Source organism: Halovulum dunhuangense, assembly GCF_013093415.1.
GTDB classification, from domain to species: Bacteria; Pseudomonadota; Alphaproteobacteria; order Rhodobacterales; family Rhodobacteraceae; genus Halovulum; species Halovulum dunhuangense.
In genome coordinates, this window is the sequence record NZ_JABFBC010000001.1 from 337,967 (window position 1) to 364,390 (window position 26,424).

General features: G+C 65.1%; 25 protein-coding genes. 14 read left to right on the plus strand and 11 right to left on the minus strand.

Features of this window, described 5'->3' with window-relative positions; translation table 11 throughout:
* The first annotated feature begins 33 nt into the window (after nucleotides 1-33).
* The 10 genes from dnaA to gyrB all read left to right on the plus strand — a co-directional run bounded on the left by dnaA (nucleotide 34) and on the right by gyrB (nucleotide 12,098).
* Nucleotides 34-1,425: a chromosomal replication initiator protein DnaA gene (dnaA, locus tag HMH01_RS01600; RefSeq protein ID WP_216366742.1), complete on the plus strand. Its 1,392-nt coding sequence runs from the start codon at nucleotides 34-36 to the stop codon at nucleotides 1,423-1,425.
* Nucleotides 1,426-1,631: 206 nt separating this feature from the next.
* Complete coding sequence (locus HMH01_RS01605) at nucleotides 1,632-2,087, plus strand: TadE/TadG family type IV pilus assembly protein (protein WP_171321838.1); 456 nt, start codon at nucleotides 1,632-1,634, stop codon at nucleotides 2,085-2,087.
* An 86-nt stretch (nucleotides 2,088-2,173) separates the two neighbouring features.
* Nucleotides 2,174-3,823 (plus strand): TadE/TadG family type IV pilus assembly protein, encoded by a 1,650-nt coding sequence (locus tag HMH01_RS01610; RefSeq protein ID WP_171321839.1) that lies wholly within the window; start codon nucleotides 2,174-2,176, stop codon nucleotides 3,821-3,823.
* 320 nt (nucleotides 3,824-4,143) lie between these two features.
* Entirely contained in the window at nucleotides 4,144-4,581 is a 438-nt protein-coding gene (locus HMH01_RS01615) for a TadE/TadG family type IV pilus assembly protein (RefSeq protein ID WP_171321840.1), read from the plus strand.
* 1 nt (nucleotide 4,582) lies between these two features.
* Complete coding sequence (locus tag HMH01_RS01620) at nucleotides 4,583-6,118, plus strand: Tad domain-containing protein (RefSeq protein ID WP_171321841.1); 1,536 nt, start codon at nucleotides 4,583-4,585, stop codon at nucleotides 6,116-6,118.
* Between the two features lie 125 nt (nucleotides 6,119-6,243).
* On the plus strand, nucleotides 6,244-7,362 hold the full coding sequence (gene dnaN, locus HMH01_RS01625) for a DNA polymerase III subunit beta (protein WP_171321842.1): 1,119 nt from the start codon (nucleotides 6,244-6,246) through the stop codon (nucleotides 7,360-7,362).
* Between the two features lie 17 nt (nucleotides 7,363-7,379).
* Nucleotides 7,380-8,492, plus strand: a complete 1,113-nt coding sequence (recF, locus tag HMH01_RS01630; protein ID WP_171321844.1) for a DNA replication/repair protein RecF — start codon at nucleotides 7,380-7,382, stop codon at nucleotides 8,490-8,492.
* Nucleotides 8,489-8,929, plus strand: coding sequence for a VOC family protein (locus HMH01_RS01635; RefSeq protein ID WP_171321846.1), 441 nt, complete (start codon nucleotides 8,489-8,491; stop codon nucleotides 8,927-8,929). Before recF ends, HMH01_RS01635 begins: the two co-directional genes overlap by 4 nt.
* Nucleotides 8,926-9,546: a LysE family translocator gene (locus tag HMH01_RS01640; protein ID WP_171321848.1), complete on the plus strand. Its 621-nt coding sequence runs from the start codon at nucleotides 8,926-8,928 to the stop codon at nucleotides 9,544-9,546. Before HMH01_RS01635 ends, HMH01_RS01640 begins: the two co-directional genes overlap by 4 nt.
* Before the next feature lie 125 nt (nucleotides 9,547-9,671).
* Entirely contained in the window at nucleotides 9,672-12,098 is a 2,427-nt protein-coding gene (gene gyrB, locus HMH01_RS01645; protein ID WP_171321850.1) for a DNA topoisomerase (ATP-hydrolyzing) subunit B, read from the plus strand.
* A gap of 14 nt (nucleotides 12,099-12,112) precedes the next feature.
* Here gyrB and HMH01_RS01650 read toward each other — a convergent pair whose 3' ends face one another.
* The 10 genes from HMH01_RS01650 to HMH01_RS01695 form a co-directional block, all read right to left on the minus strand.
* On the minus strand, nucleotides 12,113-12,301 hold the full coding sequence (locus HMH01_RS01650; RefSeq protein ID WP_171321853.1) for a hypothetical protein: 189 nt from the start codon (nucleotides 12,299-12,301) through the stop codon (nucleotides 12,113-12,115).
* A 117-nt stretch (nucleotides 12,302-12,418) separates the two neighbouring features.
* Nucleotides 12,419-13,279, minus strand: a complete 861-nt coding sequence (locus tag HMH01_RS01655) for a DMT family transporter (RefSeq protein ID WP_171321854.1) — start codon at nucleotides 13,277-13,279, stop codon at nucleotides 12,419-12,421.
* A 64-nt stretch (nucleotides 13,280-13,343) separates the two neighbouring features.
* The gene (locus tag HMH01_RS01660) at nucleotides 13,344-13,634 is read right to left on the minus strand and encodes an HU family DNA-binding protein (protein WP_171321856.1); all 291 of its coding nucleotides are present in this window, start codon (nucleotides 13,632-13,634) and stop codon (nucleotides 13,344-13,346) included.
* Nucleotides 13,635-13,783: 149 nt separating this feature from the next.
* Nucleotides 13,784-15,274: an AMP nucleosidase gene (locus HMH01_RS01665; protein ID WP_171321858.1), complete on the minus strand. Its 1,491-nt coding sequence runs from the start codon at nucleotides 15,272-15,274 to the stop codon at nucleotides 13,784-13,786.
* Nucleotides 15,271-17,085, minus strand: coding sequence for an adenine deaminase (gene ade, locus HMH01_RS01670; protein ID WP_171321859.1), 1,815 nt, complete (start codon nucleotides 17,083-17,085; stop codon nucleotides 15,271-15,273). Before ade ends, HMH01_RS01665 begins: the two co-directional genes overlap by 4 nt.
* Before the next feature lie 96 nt (nucleotides 17,086-17,181).
* Complete coding sequence (locus tag HMH01_RS01675) at nucleotides 17,182-17,658, minus strand: hypothetical protein (protein WP_171321860.1); 477 nt, start codon at nucleotides 17,656-17,658, stop codon at nucleotides 17,182-17,184.
* 10 nt (nucleotides 17,659-17,668) lie between these two features.
* Nucleotides 17,669-17,836 carry a hemin uptake protein HemP gene (hemP, locus tag HMH01_RS01680; RefSeq protein WP_171321861.1) on the minus strand — a complete coding sequence of 56 codons (168 nt, stop codon included), beginning with the start codon at nucleotides 17,834-17,836 and terminating at the stop codon, nucleotides 17,669-17,671.
* Entirely contained in the window at nucleotides 17,833-18,009 is a 177-nt protein-coding gene (locus tag HMH01_RS01685) for a hypothetical protein (RefSeq protein ID WP_171321862.1), read from the minus strand. The genes hemP and HMH01_RS01685 overlap by 4 nt, the downstream gene beginning before the upstream one ends.
* A 196-nt stretch (nucleotides 18,010-18,205) precedes the next feature.
* Complete coding sequence (gene rlmN / locus HMH01_RS01690; RefSeq protein WP_171321863.1) at nucleotides 18,206-19,381, minus strand: dual-specificity RNA methyltransferase RlmN; 1,176 nt, start codon at nucleotides 19,379-19,381, stop codon at nucleotides 18,206-18,208.
* A gap of 90 nt (nucleotides 19,382-19,471) precedes the next feature.
* Nucleotides 19,472-20,011, minus strand: coding sequence for an invasion associated locus B family protein (locus HMH01_RS01695; protein ID WP_171321864.1), 540 nt, complete (start codon nucleotides 20,009-20,011; stop codon nucleotides 19,472-19,474).
* Between the two features lie 201 nt (nucleotides 20,012-20,212).
* Between HMH01_RS01695 and HMH01_RS01700 the strand changes: the two genes are divergently transcribed.
* Together HMH01_RS01700 and HMH01_RS01705 are read left to right on the plus strand one after the other, a co-directional pair.
* On the plus strand, nucleotides 20,213-20,788 hold the full coding sequence (locus HMH01_RS01700) for a sigma-70 family RNA polymerase sigma factor (protein WP_171321865.1): 576 nt from the start codon (nucleotides 20,213-20,215) through the stop codon (nucleotides 20,786-20,788).
* Between the two features lie 15 nt (nucleotides 20,789-20,803).
* Nucleotides 20,804-21,799, plus strand: a complete 996-nt coding sequence (locus HMH01_RS01705) for an asparaginase (protein WP_171321866.1) — start codon at nucleotides 20,804-20,806, stop codon at nucleotides 21,797-21,799.
* A 19-nt stretch (nucleotides 21,800-21,818) separates the two neighbouring features.
* Here the strand turns inward: HMH01_RS01705 and HMH01_RS01710 are convergent, their stop codons facing one another.
* A complete protein-coding gene (locus HMH01_RS01710) occupies nucleotides 21,819-24,086 on the minus strand; it encodes a mechanosensitive ion channel domain-containing protein (protein WP_171321867.1) in 2,268 nt (755 codons plus the stop codon).
* 292 nt (nucleotides 24,087-24,378) lie between these two features.
* On the opposite strand from HMH01_RS01710, the gene leuC reads away from it, so the two are divergent.
* Nucleotides 24,379-25,785 carry a 3-isopropylmalate dehydratase large subunit gene (gene leuC / locus HMH01_RS01715; RefSeq protein WP_171321869.1) on the plus strand — a complete coding sequence of 469 codons (1,407 nt, stop codon included), beginning with the start codon at nucleotides 24,379-24,381 and terminating at the stop codon, nucleotides 25,783-25,785.
* The gene (gene leuD / locus HMH01_RS01720; RefSeq protein ID WP_171321871.1) at nucleotides 25,785-26,390 is read left to right on the plus strand and encodes a 3-isopropylmalate dehydratase small subunit; all 606 of its coding nucleotides are present in this window, start codon (nucleotides 25,785-25,787) and stop codon (nucleotides 26,388-26,390) included. The genes leuC and leuD overlap by 1 nt, the downstream gene beginning before the upstream one ends.
* Nucleotides 26,391-26,424 lie beyond the last annotated feature (34 nt).

Here is a 26,424-nt window from a genome sequence, read left to right on the forward strand (position 1 = left end):
CCCGGTCGACACCTGAACAAGAAGAACGGAACGATGACAGATCAGATTTGGGAAAACGTCCGCAGCGGGTTGAACGATTCGCTTGGCGATTCGGCTTTTTCGACCTGGATCGAGCCACTCGAGTTCAGGGGGCTGGAAAACGGGGTCGTCTATCTTGCCGCCCCAACCAGCTTCATAGGGAACTGGGTGTCCCAGCATTATGGCGACCGGATCCGCAACCTGATGAGCACGGCCGGGGTCAAGGTCGCCCGGCTTGATTTCGCGGTGGCGCCCAAGTCTGCCGGCCGCAAGCCGGTGCCGGCGAATGCGCAGCCCGTCGAGACGGCAGAGCCGCGCACGCCGCGCGCGACGCCGGCCGCGCGCACGCCCGATGGTGGTACCGATCTGCCGGGATCGCCTCTGGATGCGCGCTACACCTTCGACAGCTTCGTGGTCGGCAAGCCGAACGAGCTGGCGCATGCCGCGTCGCGCCGGGTGGCCGAAGGGGGGCCGGTCACGTTCAATCCCCTCTTCCTTTATGGCGGGGTCGGGCTGGGCAAGACCCACCTGATGCACGCCATCGCCTGGGAGTTGCAGGCGACCGATCCGTCGCGGCGGGTGCTCTATCTTTCCGCGGAACAGTTCATGTACCGCTTCGTGCAGGCGCTGCGCTACAAGGACACGCTCGGCTTCAAGGAGCTGTTCCGCTCGGTCGATGTGCTGATGGTCGATGACGTGCAGTTCATCGCCGGCAAGGAAAGCACGCAGGAAGAATTCTTCCATACCTTCAATGCGTTGGTCGATCAGAACAAGCAGATCGTGATTTCCGCCGACCGCGCCCCGGGGGAGATTTCCGGGCTTGAGGACCGGATCAAGTCGCGCCTGCAATGCGGCCTGGTGGTGGACCTGCACCCCACCGATTACGAGTTGCGCCTGGGCATCCTTCAGACCAAGGCCGAGGCGCAGTCGCAACTGCACAACGGCATCGAGATCGAGACGCGGGTGCTGGAGTTTCTCGCGCACCGGATCAGTTCCAACGTCCGGGTGCTTGAGGGCGCGCTGACCCGGCTCTACGCCTTCGCCTCGCTGGTGGGGCGCAAGATCGATCTGGACATGACGCAGGAATGTCTCGCCGATGTGCTGCGCGCCTCGGAACGCAAGGTCACGGTGGACGAGATCATCCGCAAGGTGGCCGACCACTACAACGTGCGCATGGCCGACCTGCTGGGTCCGCGCCGGTCGCGCGCGGTGTCGCGGCCGCGCCAGGTGGCCATGTTCCTGTCGAAGACGCTGACCACCAAATCCCTGCCCGAGATTGGCCGTCGCTTCGGCGGGCGCGACCATACCACGGTGATTCACGCAGTGCGGAAGATCGAGGAATTGCGCGCCGTCGACAGCCAGATCGCCGAGGAGGTGGAACTGTTGCGCCGCATGCTGGAGGCCTGACAACTTACGGTAGAGTGATTTTGATCATATTGCCGCCATAAAGCTATTGTTATACATTTCATGGATTGGATGCTGGTCAATTAACACAAGAGCAGGATCGGTATCCGCGGTCGCCCGTGTTTGAGGTTGGGGCGGGAGTTTAAGTGGTAGTGCCGAACACATCTCCGTGGGGGAAGATGGGCTTGGTGGTTTTGGGAACTGCTCAGATGAGTCTTCGATCTATGAACGCGCTGCACCGCCGGGCTTCCGGATTCCTGAGACGTGACGAGAACGGCGGAACCAACACGATCGAATTCGTGCTGTGGCTGCCGATCTTCATCTTTGTCGTGTGCCTTGTCGTGGACGTGTGCTTCCTCTTCCTGTCGCAGGCAATCATGTTCGACGTTGCGTCCGATACGGCGCGCCGCGCCGCGCTGGGGTTGTTCAACGGGATCGATGAGGCTGCAAGGAACGCCGCCGCAGAGGACTTCGCCGCCGATGCTGCGACATTCCTGGGTGTGCGTCCGGCAGTCGATGCAAGCGTCGACACGAACCCGGTTTCCATCGTCATAACGCATGATCCGAGTGCGATCGACCTGACCGGCGTGTTCGGCTTCATCTCGGGCACCGAGATGACGGCGTCGGTCACACAGCTTCGTGAGGGCCTCGCCGCGGCCGAGTGATCGGAGGCGGGGTTCGTGAATTTCCGGGCGGCTTTCGTTTCCGAAGTCGCCGCGTTTTCGTAGATGGTAGCGGAGTGGAGGCGGATATGAGCCCTCTCGGTTTGAAATACAGTGGCTTTCGCAGGAACGAAGACGGCTCGGCCACGGCTTGGTCGATCTTCTGGCTGGTGGTCTTCCTGGTGCTCGGGGGGCTGGTGATCGACGTGTCGAACGCCTACCGCTACAAGTCGGCCCTGCGGGCAACGGCGGATGCCTCGGCGCTGGCCGCGATCATCAGCTATACCGAAGAGACGAAGTTCAACGAGGCCTTCGACTTCCCGGACCCTGCGCCTGCCAGCCCGACAGAGCGGGGCCAGCGTGGCGGCCACCTGCTGGCCAACATCAACATGGATCCCACCGCCAACGTGAACGCCGTCGTTCCCGAAAGCGAGGTGGCGATGGGCTACTGGGATGGGACGACGTTCACGCCCGAGTCGGACTTTGTCACCGGCCAGATAGTGAACGCAGCGCGGGTGACGGCCTTGCGGACTGCTGCCAATTCGAACCCGCTTCAACTGCTTCTGGGTGACAAGCTCGCCCAGCTTGGCGCATGGGACGTCGGGGCGTCTGCGGTGGCAAGCGTGTATGTGCCGCTCGATTGTGCCACGAAAGAAGGCATCATGGTCGGGGGTTTTCTGAATTTCGCGTCCAACAACCTGTTCCAGGGCGATGTCTGCCTGCACGGTGAAGAAGGTATCGACTTCAACACGAACAGCGCATGGCGGGCGAACTCGGACGGGGAGTATCCGCTTGTCAGCTATGGCGTGCCTGGATCGCTTTGCAAGGGTCTTGGCAACTGCGAGGTGAACCCGCCCTATGACAACGTGATCCCGTTTCAGGACGCCACAAACCCCCTGACCCTCGAGATGATCGCCGGAGCACAGAGCTACCTGCCTGATATCGGGCAGATCTACAGCTACTACCAAGAAGTAATCAATAATCCAGCGAACTTCACGACGGCCGGAACAGAACAGAACCGCTATATCCCGGATGCACTGGTCGCGAACCCTGACAGGGATCCGGCGACAGAGGATGCGCAGCTGGTCTCGCCGCCGAGTCTGACCGATTTCGTGTTTCCGAACGGCACCACGACAAGTGTCGTGAACGGTGTTCTGCGCATCACGATTTCGGCCGCAGACTTCGAGGACGTGGTCGAAGGAACGATCGGGAAAGGGGCGAATGCAATCACCCTTACCGGCCCGGCGTTTCCCGCCGGCTCTGTGATCGATATCGACGGTGGCAGCGCGGGGACCTGCGGCAACAACAACGGCAGGCTGGCAGTGACCGGTTCCCGCCCCCTGGATGGCGTCATTCTGAACACCGCCTGCAAGGTGTCATTCAACGGGACCAACAGCTTCGCCGGGTCTGCTCTTTTCACTTCTGCGATCGGAAGCCAGGTGGTGAACGGTAACGCCGGCGCGACGGTGGGTGGCGGAACCTGTGCCGATCCGTCGGGTGGATCGGTGATCGTCGCATTCGGCGACGTGCATTTTGCATCCGGGTTCACCGCGAACAACTCGCGCGTTGTCACCATGTCCGATATCCACATCGCTGCCCAGTCCGATGGGATGCGCGGCGGACAGGTGCTTGCAGCCGGTGACGGTCACTTCTCGTCTCAGGCCGCGTGGCAGGGCTGCCCCAACGGGATATCGGGCGACGATCTGGAACTGGACTACTACTACCGTCTCGTTCTCTGATATAACCGCGCCAGAAAAGTGCAGGGCCGCCACAGGGCGGCCCTTATCTTTTGTGACTACGCATCAACATCTCCTTTTTCTTGAATACTTGCCAGAATGCCGTATCTTCAGGCCTCTGTGAGGGGATGGACCCGGGCCTGTTGCAACCTGTCCCGGTACAGATACGGGCGGGTTACCTGCGTGCGCCCGCGCTGCGTCCTGCGGCAATCCTCACATGGTAGAGTACCTCGTTCCCACGCCAGTTGTGCGTTTACCAGGAACCGGCACGAATCGGGCCTTCGGGCAGGGTCGTCAGGCCGGCGGATGTGAGGACTGATCGGATGAAACCGACTTTCTTGGATATCTACCGGCTTCAGCGGCGGCAGGTCCGCCGTTTCCTGCGCATGGACGAAGACGGCGGGACCAACACGATAGAGTTCGTGCTCTGGCTGCCTATCTTCATTCTCATTCTCGCGCTGGTCGTCGATGTGTGCTTCCTGTTCCTTGCGCAGGCGGTGACCTTCGACGTTGCCTCGGATACCGCGCGGCGACGAGCGGTCAACTTCTTCACGACCGATGCAGCCGCAAGCAACTTCCTTGCCACCGAAGCGACCTTCAACAACACCGCGCCGGTGGTTGCCACCGTGACGACCAGCGGGGTCGAGGTGACGGCCCGTGTGGAATTCGCGCCGGGCGACCTGGATCTTATCGGTGTTCTGGGGTTCATCAGCTCGGACCGCATGTCGGTCCAGGTGCTCCAGCTGAAAGAGGGGATCTGACATGACCACCCTGACCCGCTTCCGCCGCGACGAGAGTGGCGCCGCCACCGCCTGGTCGATCTTCTGGACGGTCATCTTCCTGCTGCTCGCGGGTCTGGTGATCGACGTGGCCAACGCCTACCGCTACCGCGCCGCGCTGCAGGCGACGGCGGACGCTTCGGCCCTTGGCACGCTCATGGCCTACAAGGACGTCGAGAAGTTCAGCGCCTACATGGGCACCGGCCATGTCGATACCAACGATCCCGAGGCGCGCGGCAAGACCGCCGGGTTCACGATGGCCAACACCAACATGGACCCGGTTAAGAACAAGACCAATGTCGCGACCAGATCCAACATCGAGATCGGCCGCTGGGAAAGCGGCACCTTTACCCCCAGCCTGACCAACCCCAACGCCGCCCGCGTGACGGCCCTGCGCAGCGATGACAACGGCAACGGGCTCGACATGCTGCTGCTGAACGCCTTCACCGCACTTGGCTACTGGAACGTCGGGGCGGTCGCCATCGCCGAAGCCTACAAGGCCGGGTGCCCCGCGCGCGAGGGGATCATGGCCGGTGGCACCCTGAACATGTCGTCCAACAACGAGTTCAGGGGCGACCTGTGCCTTCATGGCGAGATCTTCGTGGACCTGCAGAACAACAACTTCTTCTACGACGAGACCGGGGTTTCCTACGGCCAGCAGGGCCAGATCTGCTCGGGTTTCTCGACCTGTGGCGAGGATGTGGCCTTGCGCGTTGCGCCAACGCTGGAGAACCGGATCACGCAGGAAGTCGACGTGATGCCGGACGTCGCGCGACTCTACAGCGATATCTACAACACCATCCTGAACCCGGATTCGGCGCTGACCGACCCCCGCCTCAAGGAGTTCATCCCCTCCGCGCTTATCGCCACGCGTGATGCGGACGGGTTTGCAGAGACGCTGCATCACACCAGCGGGGCCGGTCTCGTGGAGCAGCACACGATAACCGCGTCCGCCTTCAACGACTTGATCGAGGATGCCGCCGCCCCCGTCTACACCAACGGGGAGCTGGTCGGTCCCGATCTGCTGTCGGCCTACAAGAACGACGTCCTGATCGTGAACAGCTGCACCGGGAACAACAAGACCCTGAAGATCGACAAACCGATCGTGATCAGCGACGTGGTGATCCTGACCGAGTGCGACGTCAGCTTCGATTCGGAAATGGTCATGAGCAACACGACGCTTTTCACCACCAGTGGCGAAAAGGGTTCCGGTCGTGCCGCGGTCAGCGGAAGTGCCGCAGTCCGCATCGGTACGGGCACCTGCGAGGATCCGGATGGCGCCTCGCAGATCTTTGCCGCCGGTGACATCAAGTTCGCCGGTCAGTCGATCGTGGAACACTCGCAGCTGCTCAGCTTGAACGACGTGGAGTACGCCGCCCAACCCGACGCATCCGAGGGCACGTTGATCTGGGCGGGGCGCGATGTGAAGATCACCTCGCTGGGTCTGTGGAACGGCTGCATCGACCGCCCCGGAGAGCCGCGCGCCTTCATCCCGGACAAGTACCGCCTCGTCTACTGACGCGGGCCGCACAACCACCCGGCAGGGCCGCCACAGGGCGGCCCTTTCTGCTTGGAAACGCTTGATCGCGCCCCGGATTTCGCTACCTTCGGCGTCCCGGACGGGCAAGGAAAAGGACGAGAACGATGAAGGTCAGCATCGAGCGGTCGGCGCTTCTCAAGGCGATGAGCCGGGCCCAGTCCGTGGTGGAGCGCCGCAATACCATCCCGATCCTGGCCAACGTCCTGATCGAGGCCGAGGGGGACACCCTGGCCTTCCGGGCAACCGACCTGGACATCGAGGTGGTGGACCGTGCGCCAGCCATGGTGATCCGCGCAGGCGCCACGACCGTCGGCGCCCATACATTGCACGAGATCGTTCGCAAGCTGCCCGAGGGCGCCATGGTAGAGCTTGAGGCCGACAGCGCCGCCGGCCGGCTTTCGGTGCGCGCCGGGCGGTCGAGCTTTTCGCTTGCCACTCTCCCGCGCGAGGATTTCCCCGTGATGGCTTCGGCCGAATACGAGTGCAATTTCGCCTGCGCTGCCCCGATCCTGCGGCGGCTGTTCGACAAGGCGAAGTTCGCCATCTCGACCGAAGAGACGCGCTATTACCTCAATGGCGTCTACATGCATTCCGCTGACGGCCCCGACGGCCGCGTGCTGCGCTGCGTGGCGACTGACGGCCATCGCCTGGCCCGGATCGACGCCGACCTGCCGCAGGGGGCCGACAACCTGCCCGGCGTGATCGTTCCGCGAAAGACGGTGGGCGAACTGCGCAAGCTGCTGGACGACGACGATCTGCAGATCGCGGTGTCGGTGTCTGAGACGAAGGTCCGCTTCGCGACGCCCGAGGTGACGTTGACCTCGAAGGTGATCGACGGATCCTTCCCCGACTACAGCCGGGTGATCCCCGTCCACAACTCGAAGCGGCTGGAAGTGGACGCGACCGAGTTCTCGCGCGCGGTGGATCGCGTGGCGACCGTGTCTTCCGAACGCTCGCGCGCGGTGAAGTTGACGCTGGAAGACGATCGTCTGATCCTGTCGGTGAACGCCCCCGACAGCGGCGCGGCCGAGGAAGAGCTGGCCGTCGCCTATGCCGACGAGCCGCTGGAGATCGGTTTCAACGCCAAGTACCTGCAGGAGATCGCCGACCAGGTGGATCGCGAGAACGCGGTTTTCCTGTTCAACTCTCCGGGCGATCCGACCCTGATGCGCGAGGGCAATGACGAGACCGCGGTCTATGTCGTGATGCCCATGCGCGTCTGACCGCCCGGTCAGGCCCCGTGCGCCGTCTGGCTGTCACGCGGCTGCAGCTGTCGCATTTCCGGTCCCACCGCGCCGCGCTGATCGAGGGCGATGGCCGTCCCCTGGCCATTGTCGGCCCGAACGGGGCCGGCAAGACCAACATCCTGGAAGCGCTGTCGCTGCTTTCCCCGGGCAAGGGATTGCGCCGCGCCTCTACCGAGGAGCTGGCGCGCAGCCCCGAGGATCTGGGCTGGAAGATCCGCGCCGTGCTGACCGCACCTGACAGGTCGCACGAGATCGACACCTGGGCGGAGCCCGGCAACGCCAGCCGCACGGTTGAGATCGACGGCAAGTCTGCGCCGCAGACGGCGCTTGGCCGGATCGCCCGGGTCCTTTGGCTGGTGCCGGCGATGGACCGGCTGTGGCTTGAGGGCGCGTCCGAGCGGCGGCGCTTTCTGGACCGGATCACGCTGAGCCTGGAGCCGTATCACGCGGATGCCGCCGTCGCCTATGAGAAGGCGATGCGCGAGCGCAACCGTCTGCTGAAAGACAATGTGCGTGATCCCGCCTGGTATGCCGGGCTCGAGGCGCAGATGGCCCGGCACGGTGCTGCGCTCTGGGCGAACCGGGAAATGGCGCTCGACCGTCTGCGGGCGGCGCAGGACGGGGCCGAGACGGCCTTTCCCCGTGCCGAGCTGAGCCTGACCCTGCCCGAGGACGGCCCCGAAGGCCCGGACGAGGCGGAACTTCGCGACGCGCTCGCTGCATCGCGTCCGCGCGATCTCGCGGCCGGGCGCAGCCTGATCGGTCCGCATCGCGCCGACCTGACCGCCCTATATGCCGCCAAGGGAATGGAGGCGCGGCTTTGCTCTACCGGCGAGCAGAAGGCGCTGCTCGTCTCGCTGATCCTGGCCAATGCCCGCGCCCTGGCCGAGGATTTCGGCGCCGCGCCGATCCTGCTGCTGGACGAGGTGGCGGCCCATCTTGACGCCGGTCGCCGGGCTGCCCTTTATGACGAGATCTGCGCCATGGGGGCGCAGGCCTGGATGACCGGAACCGACGCCAACCTGTTCGACGCGCTTGGCGACCGCGCCCGGCATCTGCGCGTGACCGAGGAGGGCGGCCTCTCCCGGATCGAGGAACTGCGATGAGCCATACCCCGCAGCGTGTGTCGCTGATAACGCTTGGCGTGCGCGATCTCGCCCGCGCGCGGTCTTTCTACGCCGCGCTGGGCTGGCGAGGGTCCCCCCACGGCACGGCCGAGGTCGCGTTCTACCAGATGCAGGGATCCGTTCTGGCGCTGTTCGGGCTTGGCGACCTGGCGCAGGATCAGGGCCGCCCTGTGAAGGCGCTGGGGACTGGCGCCGCTGCGCTGGCGCAGAATTTCGAAACCGAGCGCGAAGTTGACGCGGCACATGCGCTTGCCCTGTCGGCCGGCGCGACATCCCTCAAGGCCCCGGCCAAAACCCCGTGGGGTGGGTACTCGGGTTACTACGCCGACCCGGATGGCCATGTCTGGGAACTGGCCTGCAATCCCTTCTGGCCACTAGGCGCGGACGGCAGCCTGACGCTACCGGACACGCCATGACCCTGGGCCTGTCCGACCTCGCGCTCTATGCAGGGGCGCTTTTCGTGCTGTTCCTGACCCCCGGCCCGGTCTGGGTCGCCATCGTCGCACGCTCGCTATCGGCGGGTTTCGCGGGTGCCTGGCCACTGGCCATGGGCGTCGTCGTGGGCGATGTGCTCTGGCCGCTGCTGGCGATCCTTGGCGTCAGCTGGGTGCTTTCGGTCTATGGCGGATTTCTGGAAGCGTTGCGCTATGCTGCCGCGGTCATCTTTCTGCTGATGGGCGCGGGCCTGATCCGTCACCGCCACCGCCTGCTGGGCGAGAACTCCGCCCTGACCGCCCCCGGCGCCTGGGCCGGCTTTACTGCGGGGCTGCTGGCGATCCTGGGCAATCCCAAGGCGATCCTGTTCTACATGGGCGTGCTGCCCGGCTTCTTCGATCTTAGCCGCGTGACGACCGCCGACATCGTTGCGATCTGTGCGATTTCGGCGTTGGTTCCCTTCATCGGCAACCTTGCGCTGGGCCTGTCTCTTGACCGGGTTCGGGCGATCATCGCCTCGCCCGAGGCGCGGGCGCGGATCAATTTCTGGGCCGGTGTCGTGCTGATCCTGGTGGGCTTTGCGATCGTCCTGATCTAGGCGCGGGCGCTTTCACGCAACCCGTTGATATTGCTTGGAACTATCCCGGCAAAAACCGGCCGGTGCGCGTGACATTCCCGTGCGGACCCACTAGAATTGCGCCAAACGAAAAAGGGGCACGCAACATGTCGGAAACCGGGCAGGGTTCGGCCGAAAACGATAGCGACTACGGCGCCGGATCGATCAAGGTCCTCAAGGGGCTGGAGGCGGTGCGCAAGCGTCCCGGTATGTATATCGGGGATACCGATGACGGGTCGGGCCTGCACCACATGGTCTATGAGGTGGTGGACAACGGCATCGACGAGGCGCTCGCCGGTCATGCCGATACCGTGACCGTGACGATCCATGCCGACGAGTCCGTTTCCGTCACCGACAACGGTCGCGGCATCCCCACGGACATCCACCAGGAAGAGGGCGTCTCCGCGGCCGAGGTCATCATGACCCAGCTGCATGCCGGCGGGAAGTTCGACAGCAACTCCTACAAGGTATCCGGCGGCCTGCATGGCGTGGGCGTATCGGTTGTGAACGCCCTGTCGGAATGGCTGGAGCTTCGCATCTGGCGCGGGGGCAAGGAGCACTACGCCCGCTTCGAGGGGGGCTTCACTGTCGAATCCCTGCGCGTCGTGGGCGATGCCGAGGGCCGACGCGGCACTCAGGTCCGCTTTCTTGCCTCGACCGGGACCTTCTCGAACCGCGAATACGTCTTCAAGACGCTTGAGCACCGGTTGCGGGAACTGGCGTTCCTCAATTCCGGGGTTCGCATCACGCTGCGGGACGAGCGCCCGGCCGAGGCGTTGCAGGTCGAGATGATCTACGAAGGCGGGGTGCGCGAATTCGTGCGCTACCTGGACCGTTCCAAGCATCCGCTGATCCCGACGCCGATCTTCGTCGAAGGCACCCGCGACGATATCGGGGTCGAGGTGGCGATGTGGTGGAACGACAGCTACCACGAGACGGTGCTGCCCTTTACCAACAACATCCCGCAACGCGATGGCGGCACGCATCTCGCGGGATTCCGTGGGGCCCTGACCCGGACGATCAACAACTACGTCGCAACATCCGGGATTGCGCGGAAGGAAAAGGTCACGCTGACCGGTGACGACGCCCGCGAGGGGCTGACCTGTGTCCTGTCGGTCAAGGTGCCCGATCCGAAATTCAGCTCCCAGACCAAGGACAAGCTGGTCTCGTCCGAGGTGCGCCCGGCGGTCGAGAGCCTGATGAACGAGAAACTGGCCGAGTGGTTCGAAGAAAACCCGAACGAGGCCCGGACCATCGTGTCCAAGATCGTGGAAGCGGCCCTCGCGCGGGAAGCGGCGCGCAAGGCGCGCGAGATGACGCGCAAGTCGGCGATGTCGGTTGCCTCGCTGCCCGGCAAGCTGGCCGACTGCCAGGAAAAGGATCCGTCCAAGTCCGAGCTGTTCCTGGTCGAGGGCGACAGCGCCGGCGGCTCGGCCAAGCAGGGCCGGTCGCGCCAGAACCAGGCAGTGCTGCCGCTGCGTGGCAAGATCCTGAACGTGGAGCGCGCCCGCTTCGACAGGATGCTGGCCAGCCAGGAAATCGGCACGCTCATCACCGCGCTTGGGACGGGCATCGGCCGGGACGAGTTCGACATCCGGAAGCTGCGATACCACAAGATCATCATCATGACCGATGCCGATGTGGATGGTGCCCATATCCGCACGCTCTTGCTGACCTTCTTCTTCCGGCAGATGCCCGAACTGATCGAGGGGGGGTATCTCTACATCGCGCAGCCGCCACTCTACAAGGTCGCCCGCGGGCGGTCCGAGGTCTATCTGAAGGACCATGCCGCACTCGAGGATTACCTGATCCAGCAGGGCTTGGCGGACGCCGCCCTGCGCCTGGGCGACGGCAGCGTGATCGGGGGGGCGGATCTGGCCCGGGTCGTGACCGAGGCGCGCCAGACGCGGACCATCCTGAACGCCTTTCCCACTCATTACCCGCGCCCGATCCTGGAACAGGCAACCATCGCCGGGGCGCTGAAGCCCGGCGCGCTTGATGCCGATCTGCAGGTTGTAGCCGATGCGGTCGCGACGCGACTCGACCTGATCGCGAAGGAATACGAACGTGGCTGGCAGGGGCGGCCAACCCAGGACCACGGCCTGCGCCTGTTCCGCGTGCTGCGCGGGGTCGAGGAAGTGCGTGTCCTCGACGGGCCCGTCCTGCGATCGGGCGAGTCGCGAAAGCTTGGCAGCCTGACCGGCGCCCTCCAGGAGGTATACGCGAAGCCGGCCGTGCTGCTGCGCAAGGATCGCGAACTGGCAATCTATGGTCCGCTCGACCTGCTCGATGCCGTGATGACGGAAGGCGAGCGCGGGCTGACATTGCAGCGCTACAAGGGTCTGGGAGAGATGAACCCTGACCAGCTGTGGGAAACCACCCTGGATCCTGAGGCGCGGACGCTGTTGCAGGTCCGCATCGACGAAGTGACCGAGGCCGACGAGGTCTTTACCCGGCTGATGGGCGACGAGGTGGAACCTCGTCGCGCCTTCATCCAGGCGAACGCCCTGAGCGTGGAGAATCTGGATTTCTGATGGTCGTGCGGGCCCTACCGGCCCGTCGCCACGATCCGGGCAAGCCTGCGGCGCGCGAGCATGACGAGCGCGCTGCAGGGCCACGCCAACATGGCGAACATGGTGATTTCGGTCTGTGACAGGCCGCTTCCGGCAAGAACGATCGTAATGGCGACGATCAGTGCGATGGCGATCAGGTAGAATTCTCCGAGCTTGCGCAGCATTTGAACCTCCGTCGATGTGCCACCGCCGCACGCCCATCGTGCAGCCACATCGATGAAGGTAAGCCTATGCCTGCCACATTAAAGCCATATTTAAATCACAATCGCGCCATGATCGGCTCAGGCGCGGGCCCGTTGCACCATATAGATGCCGGCCATGATGACCACGACGCCGATCACGTCGCGCAGGGACAGTCCCTCGCCCAGAATGAGCGCGGCGATGGCAACCCCGAAGAACGGATTGAGGAAGTGGAAGCTTGCCGCCCGTGTCGCGCCGATCTGACCCACCAGCACGAACCACACCAGCGTCGCCGCCAGGCCCGGGACCAGCGTGGTGTAGGTGAATGCGATCCCCAGCGACCAGGTCCAGTTCACGACCCAATCCTCAAGCAGAAGCGACACCGGCAGGAGTGCGGCACTGCCCACCAGCATCTGCAAGCCCACCACCATCAGCAGGTTGCCCCGCGCCGACGCCCCCGAGACGAGCAGGGTGGCAGCCGTCAGGGATAGAAGCCCGATGATGCACAACAGGACCCCCAGCGGATCCGCCCCCCCGCTGATGCGCGCCGACATGATCAGCAGAACGCCTGACAGGCCCGCCGCCAATCCGGCGACCCCAAGCAATGGCAGACGCTGGCCGCCGAAGATCAGCTGCGCCGCAGCCACCGACAGGGGCAGCGCACTCGCGATGATCGAGGCGAGCCCGGCCTCGATCCACTGCACGGCGACGAAGTTCAGCCCAAGGTACAGCGCGTTCTGGAACAGCCCGAACAGCACCACCGCCCGCCATCCGGCCCGGTCCAGCGAGATCTTCTGACCAAGCGCCGTTGCGATCAGGATGGCAAGCCCGCCAGACACCGCGAAGCGGGCGGTCAGGATCAGGAAGGGGGGCGCGTCGGCCACCGCCACCCGCGCCGAGGTGAAGGCGCTCGACCACATGAAGACGAAGGCAAGCCCCAGAAGCGCGGTGCGAAGCGTCATTTGTCTTTCCAAAAGAAACAGGCCGCCAAGGGCGGCCCGTTGCAGGATCGGCAGTCCGGTGGGATCAGCCGTTGATCACGTCCTTGAGCGCCTTTGCGATCGTCACCTTCGCGACCCGGTCCGCCGGCTTCTGCATCTGCTCGCCGGTGGCGGGGTTGCGCACCATGCGGGCGGGACGCTCGCGGCAGGCGAACTTGCCAAGACCGGGCAGCGTTACCGCGCCGCCAGCCGCCATTTCAGCCGAGACCACCTCGGACAGGGCGTCCAGCATGCGGTTCACCGACGCCTTGTCGCTGTCGGTCTTTTCGGCCAGCGCAGCGACAAGCTGGGTCTTGGTCATGGGTTTCTGGGCCATCTTCGTGCTCCCGGTTGATGTCTGTCTTTTGCGTTCACGAGCGTGTGTCCGCTGACTTAAGCCAATACGAATCCAAAAAACAATGCCGGAAATTCCCGGCTACCCCTTTTTTTGTTGGGTTTGAGGGTTATCCACAGGTGGATGTGGCGTCACAGGAACGCCGTCTCCTCGAAGCTGCGCAACTTGCGCGAGTGCAACCGCTCGAGCGGCATGTCCCGCAGCTTCTCCATTGCGCGAAGCCCGATCAGAAGATGCTGCGCAACCTGTCGCTTGTAGAAACTGGTCGCCATGCCAGGCAATTTCAGCTCGCCGTGCAGCGGCTTGTCGCTGACACACAGAAGCGTTCCGTACGGAACCCTGAAACGGAAGCCGTTCGCCGCGATCGTCGCGGATTCCATGTCGAGCGCGATGGCGCGCGACTGGCTGAGCCGCTGAACCGGCCCTGACTGGTCGCGCAGTTCCCAGTTGCGGTTGTCGATCGTGGCCACGGTCCCGGTGCGCATGATCTTCTTCAGATCGAATCCATCCAGCTGGGTCACTTCGGCCACCGCCTGCTGTAGCGCGATCTGCACTTCGGCCAGCGCCGGAATTGGCACCCAGGTCGGCAGGTCGTCATCCAGAACGTGATCCTCGCGCACATAGGCATGGGCGAGGACATAATCGCCCAGGCTCTGCGAATTTCTCAGTCCGGCGCAATGGCCCAGCATCAGCCAGACATGCGGCCGCAGCACGGCGATGTGGTCGGTGATCGTCTTGGCGTTGGATGGCCCCACGCCGATATTGACCATCGTGATGCCCTGCCCCTTTTCCCGCACAAGGTGATAGGTCGGCATCTGTGGCAGCTTCGCCGGGGGCGTGCCGCGCTTGCCGTCCCGCGTGGTGATCACGTTGCCCGGTTCTACCAGCGCGACGTAGCCGCTGTCCGGGTCAGCCAGTTGCGCCTGGGCATAGGCGACGAACTCTTCCATGTAGAACTGGTAGTTCGTGAACAGGACATGGTTCTGGAAATGCTCGGCCTCGGTCGCGGTGTAATGGGCCAGCCGGGCCAGCGAGTAGTCGATACGCTGCGCGCTGAAGGGCGCCAGCGCCCTTGTCCCGTCGGCACCGATCAGCACATCGCCATTCACGATCCGGTCGTCCGTCGTTTCCAGCGAAGGGACGTCGAACAGGTCGCGCAGCGGGCGGTCCAGGTGTTCCTCGATGGAGCCTTCGACATGGGTGCCGTTCGCCATGGCGAAATGCAGCGGGATCGGCGTGGTCGATGGGCCGACGGTCACCGGCACGCCGTGATTGGCGACCAGAAGGCCGATCTGTTGCAGCAGATAGCCGCGGAACAGGTCGGGACGGGTGATCGTGGTCGCATAGCGCCCCGGCTCGGCCACATGGCCGAAGGACAGCCGGCTGTCCACCCGCGCATAGCTGGAGGTGACCAGCGTTATCTCGGGGTAAAAGGCGCGGTAGCGTCCGGCGGGTGCTTCTCCTGCCATGACGGCGGTGAAGCGATCGCGCAGGAATCGGGTGCCCGCGTCATATAGCGCGACAAGCGCATCCACGGCCTGCTCGGCATCGCTGCAGACCCGGTCGGCGGGCAGGTCGGGCGTGAGAACGGGAAGTTCGGAAGCTGTACGAAAGGATTTCAAGGCGAATTGCCCTCGGTGATGAAAAGATCCGTGCGCGCGAAGCGCGTCACGTCTATGAGGCCGAGATCCGATATCCGCAAGGCGGGGATCACCACCAGCGCCAGCAGCGAATGCTGCATGAAGGCGTTGTTCAGGGTGCATCCGCAATCCGCCATCGCGGCGACCATCGCAGCCGCGTCGCGCGCCACATCTTCGGCGGGGGCGTCGGACATGAGGCCCGCGATCGGCAGGCGCACGAGCGCGACTTCGCGCCCGTCGCGGAAGACGGCCACGCCGCCGCCCACCTCGGCCAGCCGGTTCGCGGCCAGTGCCATGTCGGATTTTGAAGTACCCACCACGATCATGTGGTGGCTGTCATGCGCCACCGTAGAGGCAACGGCGCAATCCACCCCGTAGCCGAAGCCCGAGACGAAGCCGTTGGTCACGCCCCCCGTGGCGCGGTGGCGCTCGACCAGCGCGATCTGGCAGATATCGGCCTGCCGGTCCATGGCGACGATGCCGCCCTCGACGGAAAGCTCCGCCTCGAGCGCGCGGGTCGGGGCCTGATTCTCGACCACCCCGATCACCCGGGCGCGGACATGGTTCGCCCCATCCGGCGCTGCGATGTCGAAGTCGGACGCCGTGAGTGCCCGCGCCACCCGGACGGTCTGCCTGGCATGCGTCGGCCATGCGAAATCTGGCTGCGGTGAAAGCAGCTGGCCGCCCTCGGCCACGATCTGTCCGCGTGCGATCACCGCCTCGATCGGCAGGGTCCGCAGGTCCGAGGACAGGATGATGTCCGCCCGCCGTCCCGGCGTGATCGAGCCAAGCTCGCGCTCCAGCCCGAAATGGGTCGCGGTGTTGATCGTGGCCATCTGGATCGCCACCAGCGGGTCGAGCCCGCAATCGATCGCGTGGCGCACCACGCGGTTCATGTGACCATCATGGACCAGCGTGCCGGAATGGCAGTCGTCGGTGCAGAGGATGAAGTTGCGCGGATCGAGCCCCTTCTCCGTGATTGCCGTGACCTGCGCCTTCACGTCGTACCACGCGGAACCCAGCCGCAACATGGCCCGCATGCCAAGGCGAACGCGCGCGATGGCGTCCGCTTCACAGGTTCCCTCGTGATCGTCGGCGGGGCCGCCCGCGGCATAGGCCGGCAGCCCGGACAGGTCGGGGTTCGCGTAGTGGCCGCCCACCGTCTTGCCCGCCGCCTGCGTCGCGGCGATCTCGGCCAGCATCTTCGGATCGGCGTTGATCACGCCGGGGAAGTTCATCATCTCGCCCAGGCCGATGATGCCTGGCCAGTGCATCGCCTCGGCCACGTCGTCGGGCGTGATCTCCTGCCCGGTGGTTTCCAGCCCCGGGGCCGATGGCGCGCAGGAGGGCATCTGCACGAAGACGTTGACCGGCTGCGCCAGCGCCTCGTCATGCATCAGCCGCACGCCTTCCAGCCCCATGACATTCGCCACTTCGTGCGGATCGACGAACATGGTCGTGGTGCCGTGGGGGATCACCGCGCGGGCGAACTGGGTGACGGTCAGCATGCCCGACTCGACGTGCATGTGCCCGTCGCACAGGCCCGGAAGGATGTAGCGCCCGCGCGCCTCGATCACCTGCGTCTCTGGCCCGATCATGCGCGAGGCGTCCGGCACGCAGCAGGCGATGCGGCCGCCCGCGATGGCGATGTCGGTATCCGGGATCAGCTCGCGCGAGTGCACGTTCACCCAGGTGCCCTTGCGGATCACCATGTCGGCGGGTGCGTCGCCTCGGGCGACGGCGATCAGGCGGGGGGCGCACTCGGCCCAGCTGGGGATCTGGTTCTGCTGCATGGGCAAGTCGTGCCACCGGCCTTGCAGCCGATCAAGCGCGAAAAGCCGGCTGGACGCAGGTGCCTGCCGAACCTGGGCGCCAGCCGGGCCCTTGCCTCAGTGCAGAACCTGTGCGGAAACGTGGCCAGGCGCGGGTTGCGGGGTTCCCATGCCGAGCCGCTTGAGCGCCAGTCCGAACACCTGCGCCGGCTCTGCCACGAAGAGCGCCATGTCGGCCCGCACGAGGGTGGAGGCGATCATCGCTGCCTCTTCCCTGTCCCCGTCGGCGGCGGTGGCGATCAGTGTCGCGAAGAACGCCTCGTCGGCGCCAAGGCACTTGCAGGCCACGTCGTGCCGCATCAGGGGACGCCGGCCGTGACGGACAAGGATCTCGAACAGCTGCTCGAGCGCCTGAAGCGCGGTGCGCCCGGCCTTCGGGCCCAGCGTGCTTGCGAAGCTGTTCCACACTTCTGCCTGGGCTTCCGGTCCGTCGAACCAGAGCCGCAGGGCGTAGACGGCGCCGGTCTCTACCGCGTCGAGTTGCGAGACCTGCCCCACCGGGGCACCGCCGCGTATTCGGGATCGATCGGTCACGCCGCGGCCCTCACTTGGTCAGGATAAGCTTGCCGGCGCGGGTGATGCGCAGGGTGTAGACCTGATCGCGCAGGACGATCCGCGCCTGCGTGCCGCCGTCGGTCAGATGCTCGGCCCTGTGGATGGGCGGTGCGCTGCTGCGCGCCTCCTCCTCCAGCCTGGTCGGGAGCGCGGTCATCGCCGTGGTTCCGTGCTTCGGTCGGCCCGGTCGAGCAGCCATTCCAGCCCCTCGGCCGGCGCAAATCGAAGATCCGAGAGTATCTCCCAGAACTGCTGCATGCCGGTCTCTGCGCGGTAATCGTCCCTGTGCCGAAGGATCTGCTTTCCCTGTCGCATCTGTCTGTCGGACATCCTGTTGCTCCATCCGGTTGCGGCCCCGGGCTTTCCCGCGCGGTGTCGCGAGAGATGGCTGGGAGGATGCCTTATTTCTGAGTGAATCACTCGGAAAAGTCAATCCGAGTGTTTTTATCGGAAATATGTGCCGCGCCCACGGTCGTCCGACGCCCCCGCGGGCCCGGCCGTGATGCCGCTTGCAAGGAAAATGGGCTCAGGCCGCGCCGGTCTCTGCCGCGATCTGCGCGCGGGACTTGCGGGCACGTTCGGTGGCGGACTTCAGCTGGCCGCAGGCTGCCATGATGTCCTCTCCCCTTGGCGTACGGATCGGGCTGGCATAACCGGCACGGTTCACGATCTCGGCAAAGGCCTCGATCCGGTCCCAGTCCGACCGCTCGTAGGGCGCGCCGGGCCACGGGTTGAAGGGGATCAGGTTGATCTTGGCCGGGATACCCGCGATCAGCTTCACCAGCCGCTTCGCGTCGGCATCGCTGTCGTTCACGCCCTTCAGCATGACGTATTCAAAGGTGATGCGTTCGGCATTCGAAAGCCGCGGATAGGCGCGGCAGGCGTCGATCAGCGCCTCGATGTTCCATTTCCTGTTGATCGGCACCAGCCCGTCGCGCACCTCGTCGGTGGTGGCGTGGAAGCTGATGGCCAGCATGCAGCCGATCTCGTCCCCGGCGCGCGCGATCTCCGGCACGACGCCCGAGGTCGAGAGCGTGATGCGGCGGCGCGACAGCGAGATGCCTTCGCCATCCATGGCGATCTTCATGGCGTCGCGGACATTCTCGAAATTGTAGAGCGGTTCGCCCATCCCCATCAGCACGATGTTGGAAATGCGGCGGCGCTCCAGCGCGTCCTTGTGGCCCCAGTCGTCCAGGTCGTCGCGGGCGACCAGGATCTGGCCCACGATTTCGCCGGCGGTCAGGTTGCGCACCAGCTTCTGGGTGCCGGTGTGGCAGAAGGAACAGGTCAGCGTGCAGCCCACCTGCGAGGAGATGCACAGCGTGCCGCGATCCTCCTCGGGGATGTATACCGTCTCGATCTCGTGGCCGCCGGCGATGCGCAGCAGGTATTTGCGGGTGCCGTCCTCGGAAATCTGCCGTGTCACGATCTCGGGGCGGCGGATCTCGAAGGCGTCCGCCAGCAACGCGCGATAACCCTTCGACAGGTTGGTCATCGCGTCGAAGTCACGCACGCCCTTCTGGTAGAGCCAGGCCCATAGCTGGCCCGTGCGCATGTTCGCCTGGCTTTCCGGCGTTCCCGCATCGACCAGCGCGGCACGCAGCGCCCCGCGGGTGAGCCCGATCAGGTTCGGACGCGCGCCTTCCGCATCCCGGCGCGGGATGGTCAGAAGATCCTGTGTGATCGGGGCGCTGGCAGTCATCTCAAGGCTCCTCAACCGGCGAAAGCCGGGGAAATAGCACAGTTCAGACCGCCATATAAGCCCCAAGGGGCTGCGATGGAAGGCGCGCGCCTACTGGCAGAGACGCTCTGCCTCTTCCAGCGCGGCGGTGAAGCCCAGCAGCGAGAACTCGTCGATGGTGGTCGTGCCCCGGCTCGAAACGGCGGTGATCGTCGCACTTGCACCTGCACGCATCGCGTCCACCAAGGCGCGGTCGCGCTCGGGCGACGAGGGCCATGCCCATTCCTGCGCCGCATCGGTGCCCGGCGCCAGCGCGTAGTTGGTGCCGCCGATGTTCACCTGGATATCCCGGCCGGGCTGGAACGGGTAACCGCCGGTAAAGCTGACTTCCTTGTCCACGCCCTGGGCCGGACGGATCGTCACGAACAGCAGGATGTCGCCACGCTGCACCGACACGACCTGACCGTCGCGGCGCGCCTCTGACCGGATCGGCGGCGAGACGATGTAGCACTCGCGCGGATCGCTGGGGTTGAAGACGCTCCAGTCCCGGAATGCCGCGACCGAGGCATTGCTCTGGGCCTGCGCGACGCTTGCCGCGCCGGACCCGATCACCAGCGCCAGTACGGCTGCGGTCGTCAGGGTTCGGATCATTTGCCGATGCCTCCTACTCGATAATTGGGACGCCACGCAGCCGATGCGCAGCTTTTTGCCTGTGACGGGAATTTACTCAAAGCGGACGCATCGTTTCCAGCCCCTAACGCGTATTTTACCCGCGTCGGCGGAAGTTTTCGGTTTATCTGCCCGCCACGGCATTGCTGACTGCGGGGGGACATCAGTGTAGACATGCAAGCCATGGGCGATCTGTCGAATCAGAATGACACGCAGCTCCTCGCTGCGGTCGCGCGGGGAGACAAGTCCGCCTTTGCCGAACTGTTCGGCCGGTATGCCGTGCGGGTCAAGGCATTCATCATGCGGGCCGGTACCTCGCAGGAGGATGCGGACGAGATCGCGCAGGAGGTTCTGGTCACGGTCTGGCGCAAGGCGCACCAGTTCGATCCGGCAAAGGCCGCCGCCTCGACCTGGATCTTCGCGATTGCCCGGAACCGCCGCATCGACCTGATCCGCAGACGTACCCGCCCAGAGCCCGACCCCGAGGACCCGCTTTTCCAGCCCGACCCGGAACCGACCGGCGCCGAGGTCCTGACCGCGCAGCAGGTGGCTACCCGGGTGCGCGCCGGAATGGAGCGGTTGACGTCCGACCAGCGCGAGGTGCTGAAAGCCGCCTTCTACGACGGGCTCAGCCACGGCGAAATCGCCGCGCTGTTCGATCTGCCGCTCGGAACGGTGAAGTCACGGATAAGGCTTGCCTTTCGCCACCTGAGGGCGGAACTTGGCGAAGACATGGCGGATGCCTTTCTCGACGACTGAAAAAGACCGGAGCAGATGACCGAACCTGTTGTGCTGGCCGAATTGTGGCGTGGCGATTTTCTCGAAGGCGTCCATCGTGGCCATGCGGTGATCGTCGATGAAACCGGCGGCATCGTTGCCGCCTGGGGCGATCCGAAGGCGCTGATCTATCCCCGCTCCTCTTCCAAGATGCTTCAGGCGCTTCCGCTTGTGGAAAGCGGCGCGGCGGACCGGGCCGGCCTTGGATCCGAAGAACTGGCGCTTGCCTGCGCGTCTCACAAGGGGGCGCATGTGCATACGGAACGGGTCGCGCGCTGGCTTGGGTCCCTGGGCCTGTCGGAGGCCGATCTGCGCTGCGGCCCCCAGGTGCCCGACGATGCAGAGGCGCGGCACGCGTTGCGCGATGCCGGACGGGTACCCTGCCAGATCCACAACAACTGCTCGGGAAAGCATGCCGGTTTCCTGACGCTCGCGCGCGAACTGGGCGGGGGTACCGAGTATATCGACGCAGACCACCCGGTGCAGCGCGCCGCCCGCGCCGCGACCGAGGAGATGGCCGGCGAAGAAAGCCCCGGCTTCGGGATCGATGGCTGTTCCGCGCCGAATTTCGTGCTCAGCCTGCACGGCTTCGGCCGGGCGATGGCGCGCATGGCCGCGACCGACACCCTGGCGCCGCGCCGCGCGGATGCCGCAAGGCGGCTGGTCGCGGCAATGGCCGCGCACCCGGTGCTGATCGGCGGCACGGGAAGCGCCAGCACGGAAATCACCGCCGCGGCCGAGGGACGCGCGGTCATCAAGACCGGCGCCGAGGGCGTGTTCGGTGCGATCCTGCCCGAGGCGCGGCTGGGCATCGCGCTGAAGGTCGAGGATGGCGCGACCCGCGCATCCGACGCAGCCATAGCCGCGCTGCTGGTGCGGCTGGGCATCCTGCCGCGCGAACACCCCGCCATCGCCAGCAGGATCGAGGCGATCCAGCACAACCGCCGTGGCGTGGCGGCGGCAAGGATCGTCGCCGCCGAAGCCCTGTTCTGAAAGCGATCCCGCGCCGGTCCTACTCTGTCGAGGAAGGCTTGTGCTTGATCTGCTCTGCCGTGCCCGGCTCGCTCGGCTCCTGCCGGATATGCAGAGCGGGGGCACGACCGGTCCGGTCCTCGCCGAAATAGATGGTCTGGTGCGGGAACGGGATCTCGATGCTGCGCTCGTCGAAGATGCGCTTGATGATCAGGTTGTAGGCGCGGCCCACACCCCACTGCTTGCCCGGAAGTGTCTTGATCCGCGCCCGCAGCACGATGGCGCTGTCGCCGAAGCTGTTGAGCCCGAACCATTCCAGGTCGCCCAGCAGGTACTGGGACTGTTCCGGATCGGCGCGCAATTCCTCGAATGCGTCCATCATCGCGGCCTTGGCCATCTCGATGTCCTCGCGGTAGGCGACGCCGATGTCGGCCACGAAGTAGCTGAAGTCGCGCATGAAGTTCGACACCAGGTCCACAGACGAGAAGGGGATGATGTGGAACGTGCCCGACACGTCGCGCAGGCTGACCGAGCGGACCGTCAGCTTCTCGACCGTCCCGGTGATGCCACCGACGGTCACGACATCGCCCACGTTCATCGCGTTCTCGAACTGGATGAAGATGCCGGTGATGATGTCCTGCACCATCTTCTGTGCACCGAAACCGATGGCCAGGCCCAGGACCCCGGCGGACGCAAGAAGCGGCGCGATGTCGAGCCCGAGCTCGCTGAGCGTGAACATCAGCGTGAGCACAAGGATTGCGATGGTCGCGGCGTTGCGCAGCAAGGCGAGCAGCGTCGTCTCGCGCGAACTGGGCGGGCGCCCGTAATAGGGGTTGAGCCGGAACTCCACCCAGGACGCCAGCGCCAGCCAGACGAGAAAGGCCACGAATACGATAAGGAATACCGAGACAAGGGCGCTTACAAGGCCGCTTCCCGCGTCGCTGGAAAGCCAGCGGTCGAAGTCCCAGAGCCCCGCGAAGTTGAGCGACATGGCGATCACCAGCGCGATCACGATGAGTCGGATCACCAGCAGGAACTGCGGCACCAGCCCGTTGACCCGCTTTTCAAGCAGCGGCAGCCGTGCCGACAGGTATCCCGGCAGCCGAACGCCATGCGCGGCGGTCCGGCGCAGGAAGTCCACCGCCATCATCCCGATGACCACTGTCGCGACGATCAGGGATGTCGCCTTCAGCATCGGCAGCAGCACGTCACCGGGCCGCGCCAGCACGATGGCCAGCAGGACCAGCAGATAGACCAGCACCGGCCAGTGCCAGAGATCCGCCATTTGCGCCAGGATCGGTTGCCGTTGGCCGCTCTCCGGGGTATCGCCGTCGGCGTCCTTGTGAAGCCACTGCGCGACCGGGCGGCGGGCCCGCACGACCCGGAAGGTCGTGTAAAGGACCACCGCCGCCGAGATCGCCATGTTGAGCGAGGCACCCGCGAAATAGCCCGCGGAGGAATTGACGATCGGCACCGCCAGCAGAAGGCCGTAGCCCAGGATCGTGGTGCTCTTGCTCAGCCAGCGCCAAAGCGACTGGGCCCCGGCGTCCGGGATCGAGATCAGCCGCAGGGACGAATAGCGCGGCGCAAGAAGCGCGCGGCCGATCACCTTGGCCATCTCGACGGTAAGAAATGCGTTCAGATACAGGCTTTGCCGGATCTGGATGACGCCGAACTCGTTGTAGAACAGCAGCGTCAACAGGTAGCCCGCGCCATAGGCCAGCAGCACGACCACCACCTCGGTCAGGGTCGAGAGCAAGTTCAGACCCGCCGTGGGCAACCAGCCACGCGTTTCCGCGGGCCGGGCCAGCCGCCGCGACATGCGCCACGAGATGACCCGGAAAGCGAGAAACGCCGCATAGGTGACCGCGATCACGAAGGCCAGGTCCACCAGCGCGTCGGTGACAACACCCGGATCGACCGCATCCCCCAATGCCGACAGCGTGCGCGGCAGGTTCTGCAGCCGGTCGAGCAGAAGCGCGATCTGGTCCGCCACGCCCTGCGCCACCCCGGTGGTGAATTCCGCGATCTGCCGGCCGACGCTGGTCGGTCTCTCCGGCTCCGACGGTGGGGCGGCTTCGGCCTCGCCTGCGGCCGCACCTGTTGCGGCGGCACCGGCCTCGAGCTGTGAGATCAGCGCCTCGCGTGCCGCGTCGTCCCGCAGCAGCTGGATCAACGCTTCGGTGGATGGGGTGCCGGGGGCAGACTGCTCGGCGGCGGCGTCCTCGGCGGGCGCGGAAGGCACGAATTGCGCCTGGGCCGCCACGCCCCAGAACATCAGGCAGAGGATCGCGAGAATGCGCAGCATGATCGAAATTCCTTCGTTCTTTCTTGTCGCCACCAAGCGAAATCCCGCGAATGGCTACTAAGCGCGGCCTCGAATGTCAAAAAACGCGCTCGCGTCCCCGCTTGCTCCTCGTCGCGCACGGGATTATGTAGCGCAAGATGCAAAGGTATTTCGACATGGCCGATCGTGCCCGCCTGCCCTGGCGCTTTCATGCGCTGGGCCTGACTGTCTTCGCGCACCTTTGACGGTTTCGCCGGACGCGCCGCGTCCAGGCCTGCCGACTGCAACCGCAAACGCACCCGTGAGAGAACCCATGTCCGCACCCAAGACGCTCTATGACAAGATCTGGGACGCCCATCTGGTCAGCGAAGAACCCGATGGCACCGGCCTTCTGTATATCGACCGACACCTGGTCCATGAAGTGACCAGCCCGCAGGCCTTCGAAGGGCTGCGCATGACGGGCCGCAAGGTCCGCCATCCCGAAAAGACCATCGCCGTGCCTGACCACAACGTGCCCACCGATCCGACCCGGATCCAGGGCATCAAGGACGAGGACAGCCGCATCCAGGTCGAGGCCCTGCGCAAGAACGCCAGGGATTTCGGCGTCGAGATGTATGACGTGGACGACATCCGCCAGGGCATCGTGCACATCATCGGCCCGGAACAGGGCTGGACCCTGCCCGGCATGACCATCGTCTGCGGCGACAGCCACACCGCCACCCACGGCGCGTTCGGCGCGCTGGCGCATGGCATCGGCACGTCCGAGGTCGAGCATGTGCTCGCCACCCAGACGCTGATCCAGAAGAAGTCCAAGAACATGAAGGTCGAGGTCCGCGGCTCCCTCCCGCCGGGCGTGACCGCCAAGGACATCACGCTGTCGATCATCGGCAGGACCGGGACCGCCGGCGGCAACGGCCACGTCATCGAATACATGGGCGAGGCGATCCGCGCCTTGTCCATCGAAGGCCGCATGACCGTCTGCAACATGGCGATCGAGGGCGGTGCCCGTGCCGGCCTGATCGCGCCGGACCAGAAGACCTTCGACTACGTCAAGGGCCGGCCCCATGCGCCGAAAGGCGGTCAGTGGGAACTGGCGCTGGAATACTGGAAGACGCTCTTTACCGACGAGGGTGCGCATTTCGACAAGGAAGTGATCATGGAAGCATCCGAGATCGCGCCCGTCGTGACCTGGGGCACATCGCCCGAGGATGTGCTGCCGATCACAGGCATCGTGCCGCACCCCGAGGATTTCAAGGGCGGCAAGGTGGAAGCGGCGCGCCGGTCGCTGGAATACATGGGGCTGACCCCCGGCCAGCGCCTGCAGGACGTGACCATCGACACCGTCTTCATCGGGTCCTGCACCAACGGCCGCATCGAGGACCTGCGCGAAGTCGCGCGGATCATGGAGGGCAAGAAGGTCAAGGACGGGCTGCGCGCGATGATCGTGCCGGGGTCGGGCCTTGTCCGCGCCCAGGCCGAGCAGGAAGGCATCGCCCAGAAGCTGATCGAGGCGGGCTTCGAATGGCGGATGGCCGGCTGCTCGATGTGCCTTGGCATGAACCCGGACCAGCTGGCGCCGGGTGAGCGCTGCGCTTCCACCTCCAACCGCAACTTCGAGGGGCGTCAGGGCTACAAGGGCCGCACCCACCTGATGAGCCCGGCCATGGCCGCCGCTGCCGCGATCACCGGCCGGCTGACCGACGTGAGGGAGATCGCCTGATGGAAAAGTTCACCAAGATCGAAGGTGTCGCCGCGCCCCTGCCGCTGGTCAACATCGACACCGACATGATCATCCCCAAGCAGTTCCTGAAGACGATCAAGCGCACCGGCCTGGGCGTGAACCTGTTCGACGAGATGCGCTATGACCGCGAAGGCAACGAGATCGCCGATTTCGTGCTGAACAAGCCGGCCTATCGCAACGCGAAGATCCTGGTCGCGGGCGACAATTTCGGCTGCGGTTCTTCGCGTGAACATGCGCCCTGGGCGTTGTTGGATTTCGGCATCCGGGTGGTTATTTCCACATCTTTCGCCGACATCTTCTTCAACAACTGTTTCAAGAACGGTATCCTTCCGATCGTTCTGCCGCAGGAAGACGTCGACAAGCTGATGGACGACGCCCAGCGCGGTGCGAATGCGGTGCTGACGGTCGATCTGGAAAGCCAGACGATCACCGGGCCGGATGGCGGGTCGATCTCGTTCGAGGTGGATCCGTTCAAGAAGGAATGCCTGCTGAACGGCCTCGACGATATCGGGCTGACGCTGAAACATGAAGGCGAGATTGGCGAATTCGAGCGGCGCTACGCAGCAGCAATGCCCTGGGCCTGAGGCCCGGGCGCTTGGGGGCGGGTAGATGCCAGGC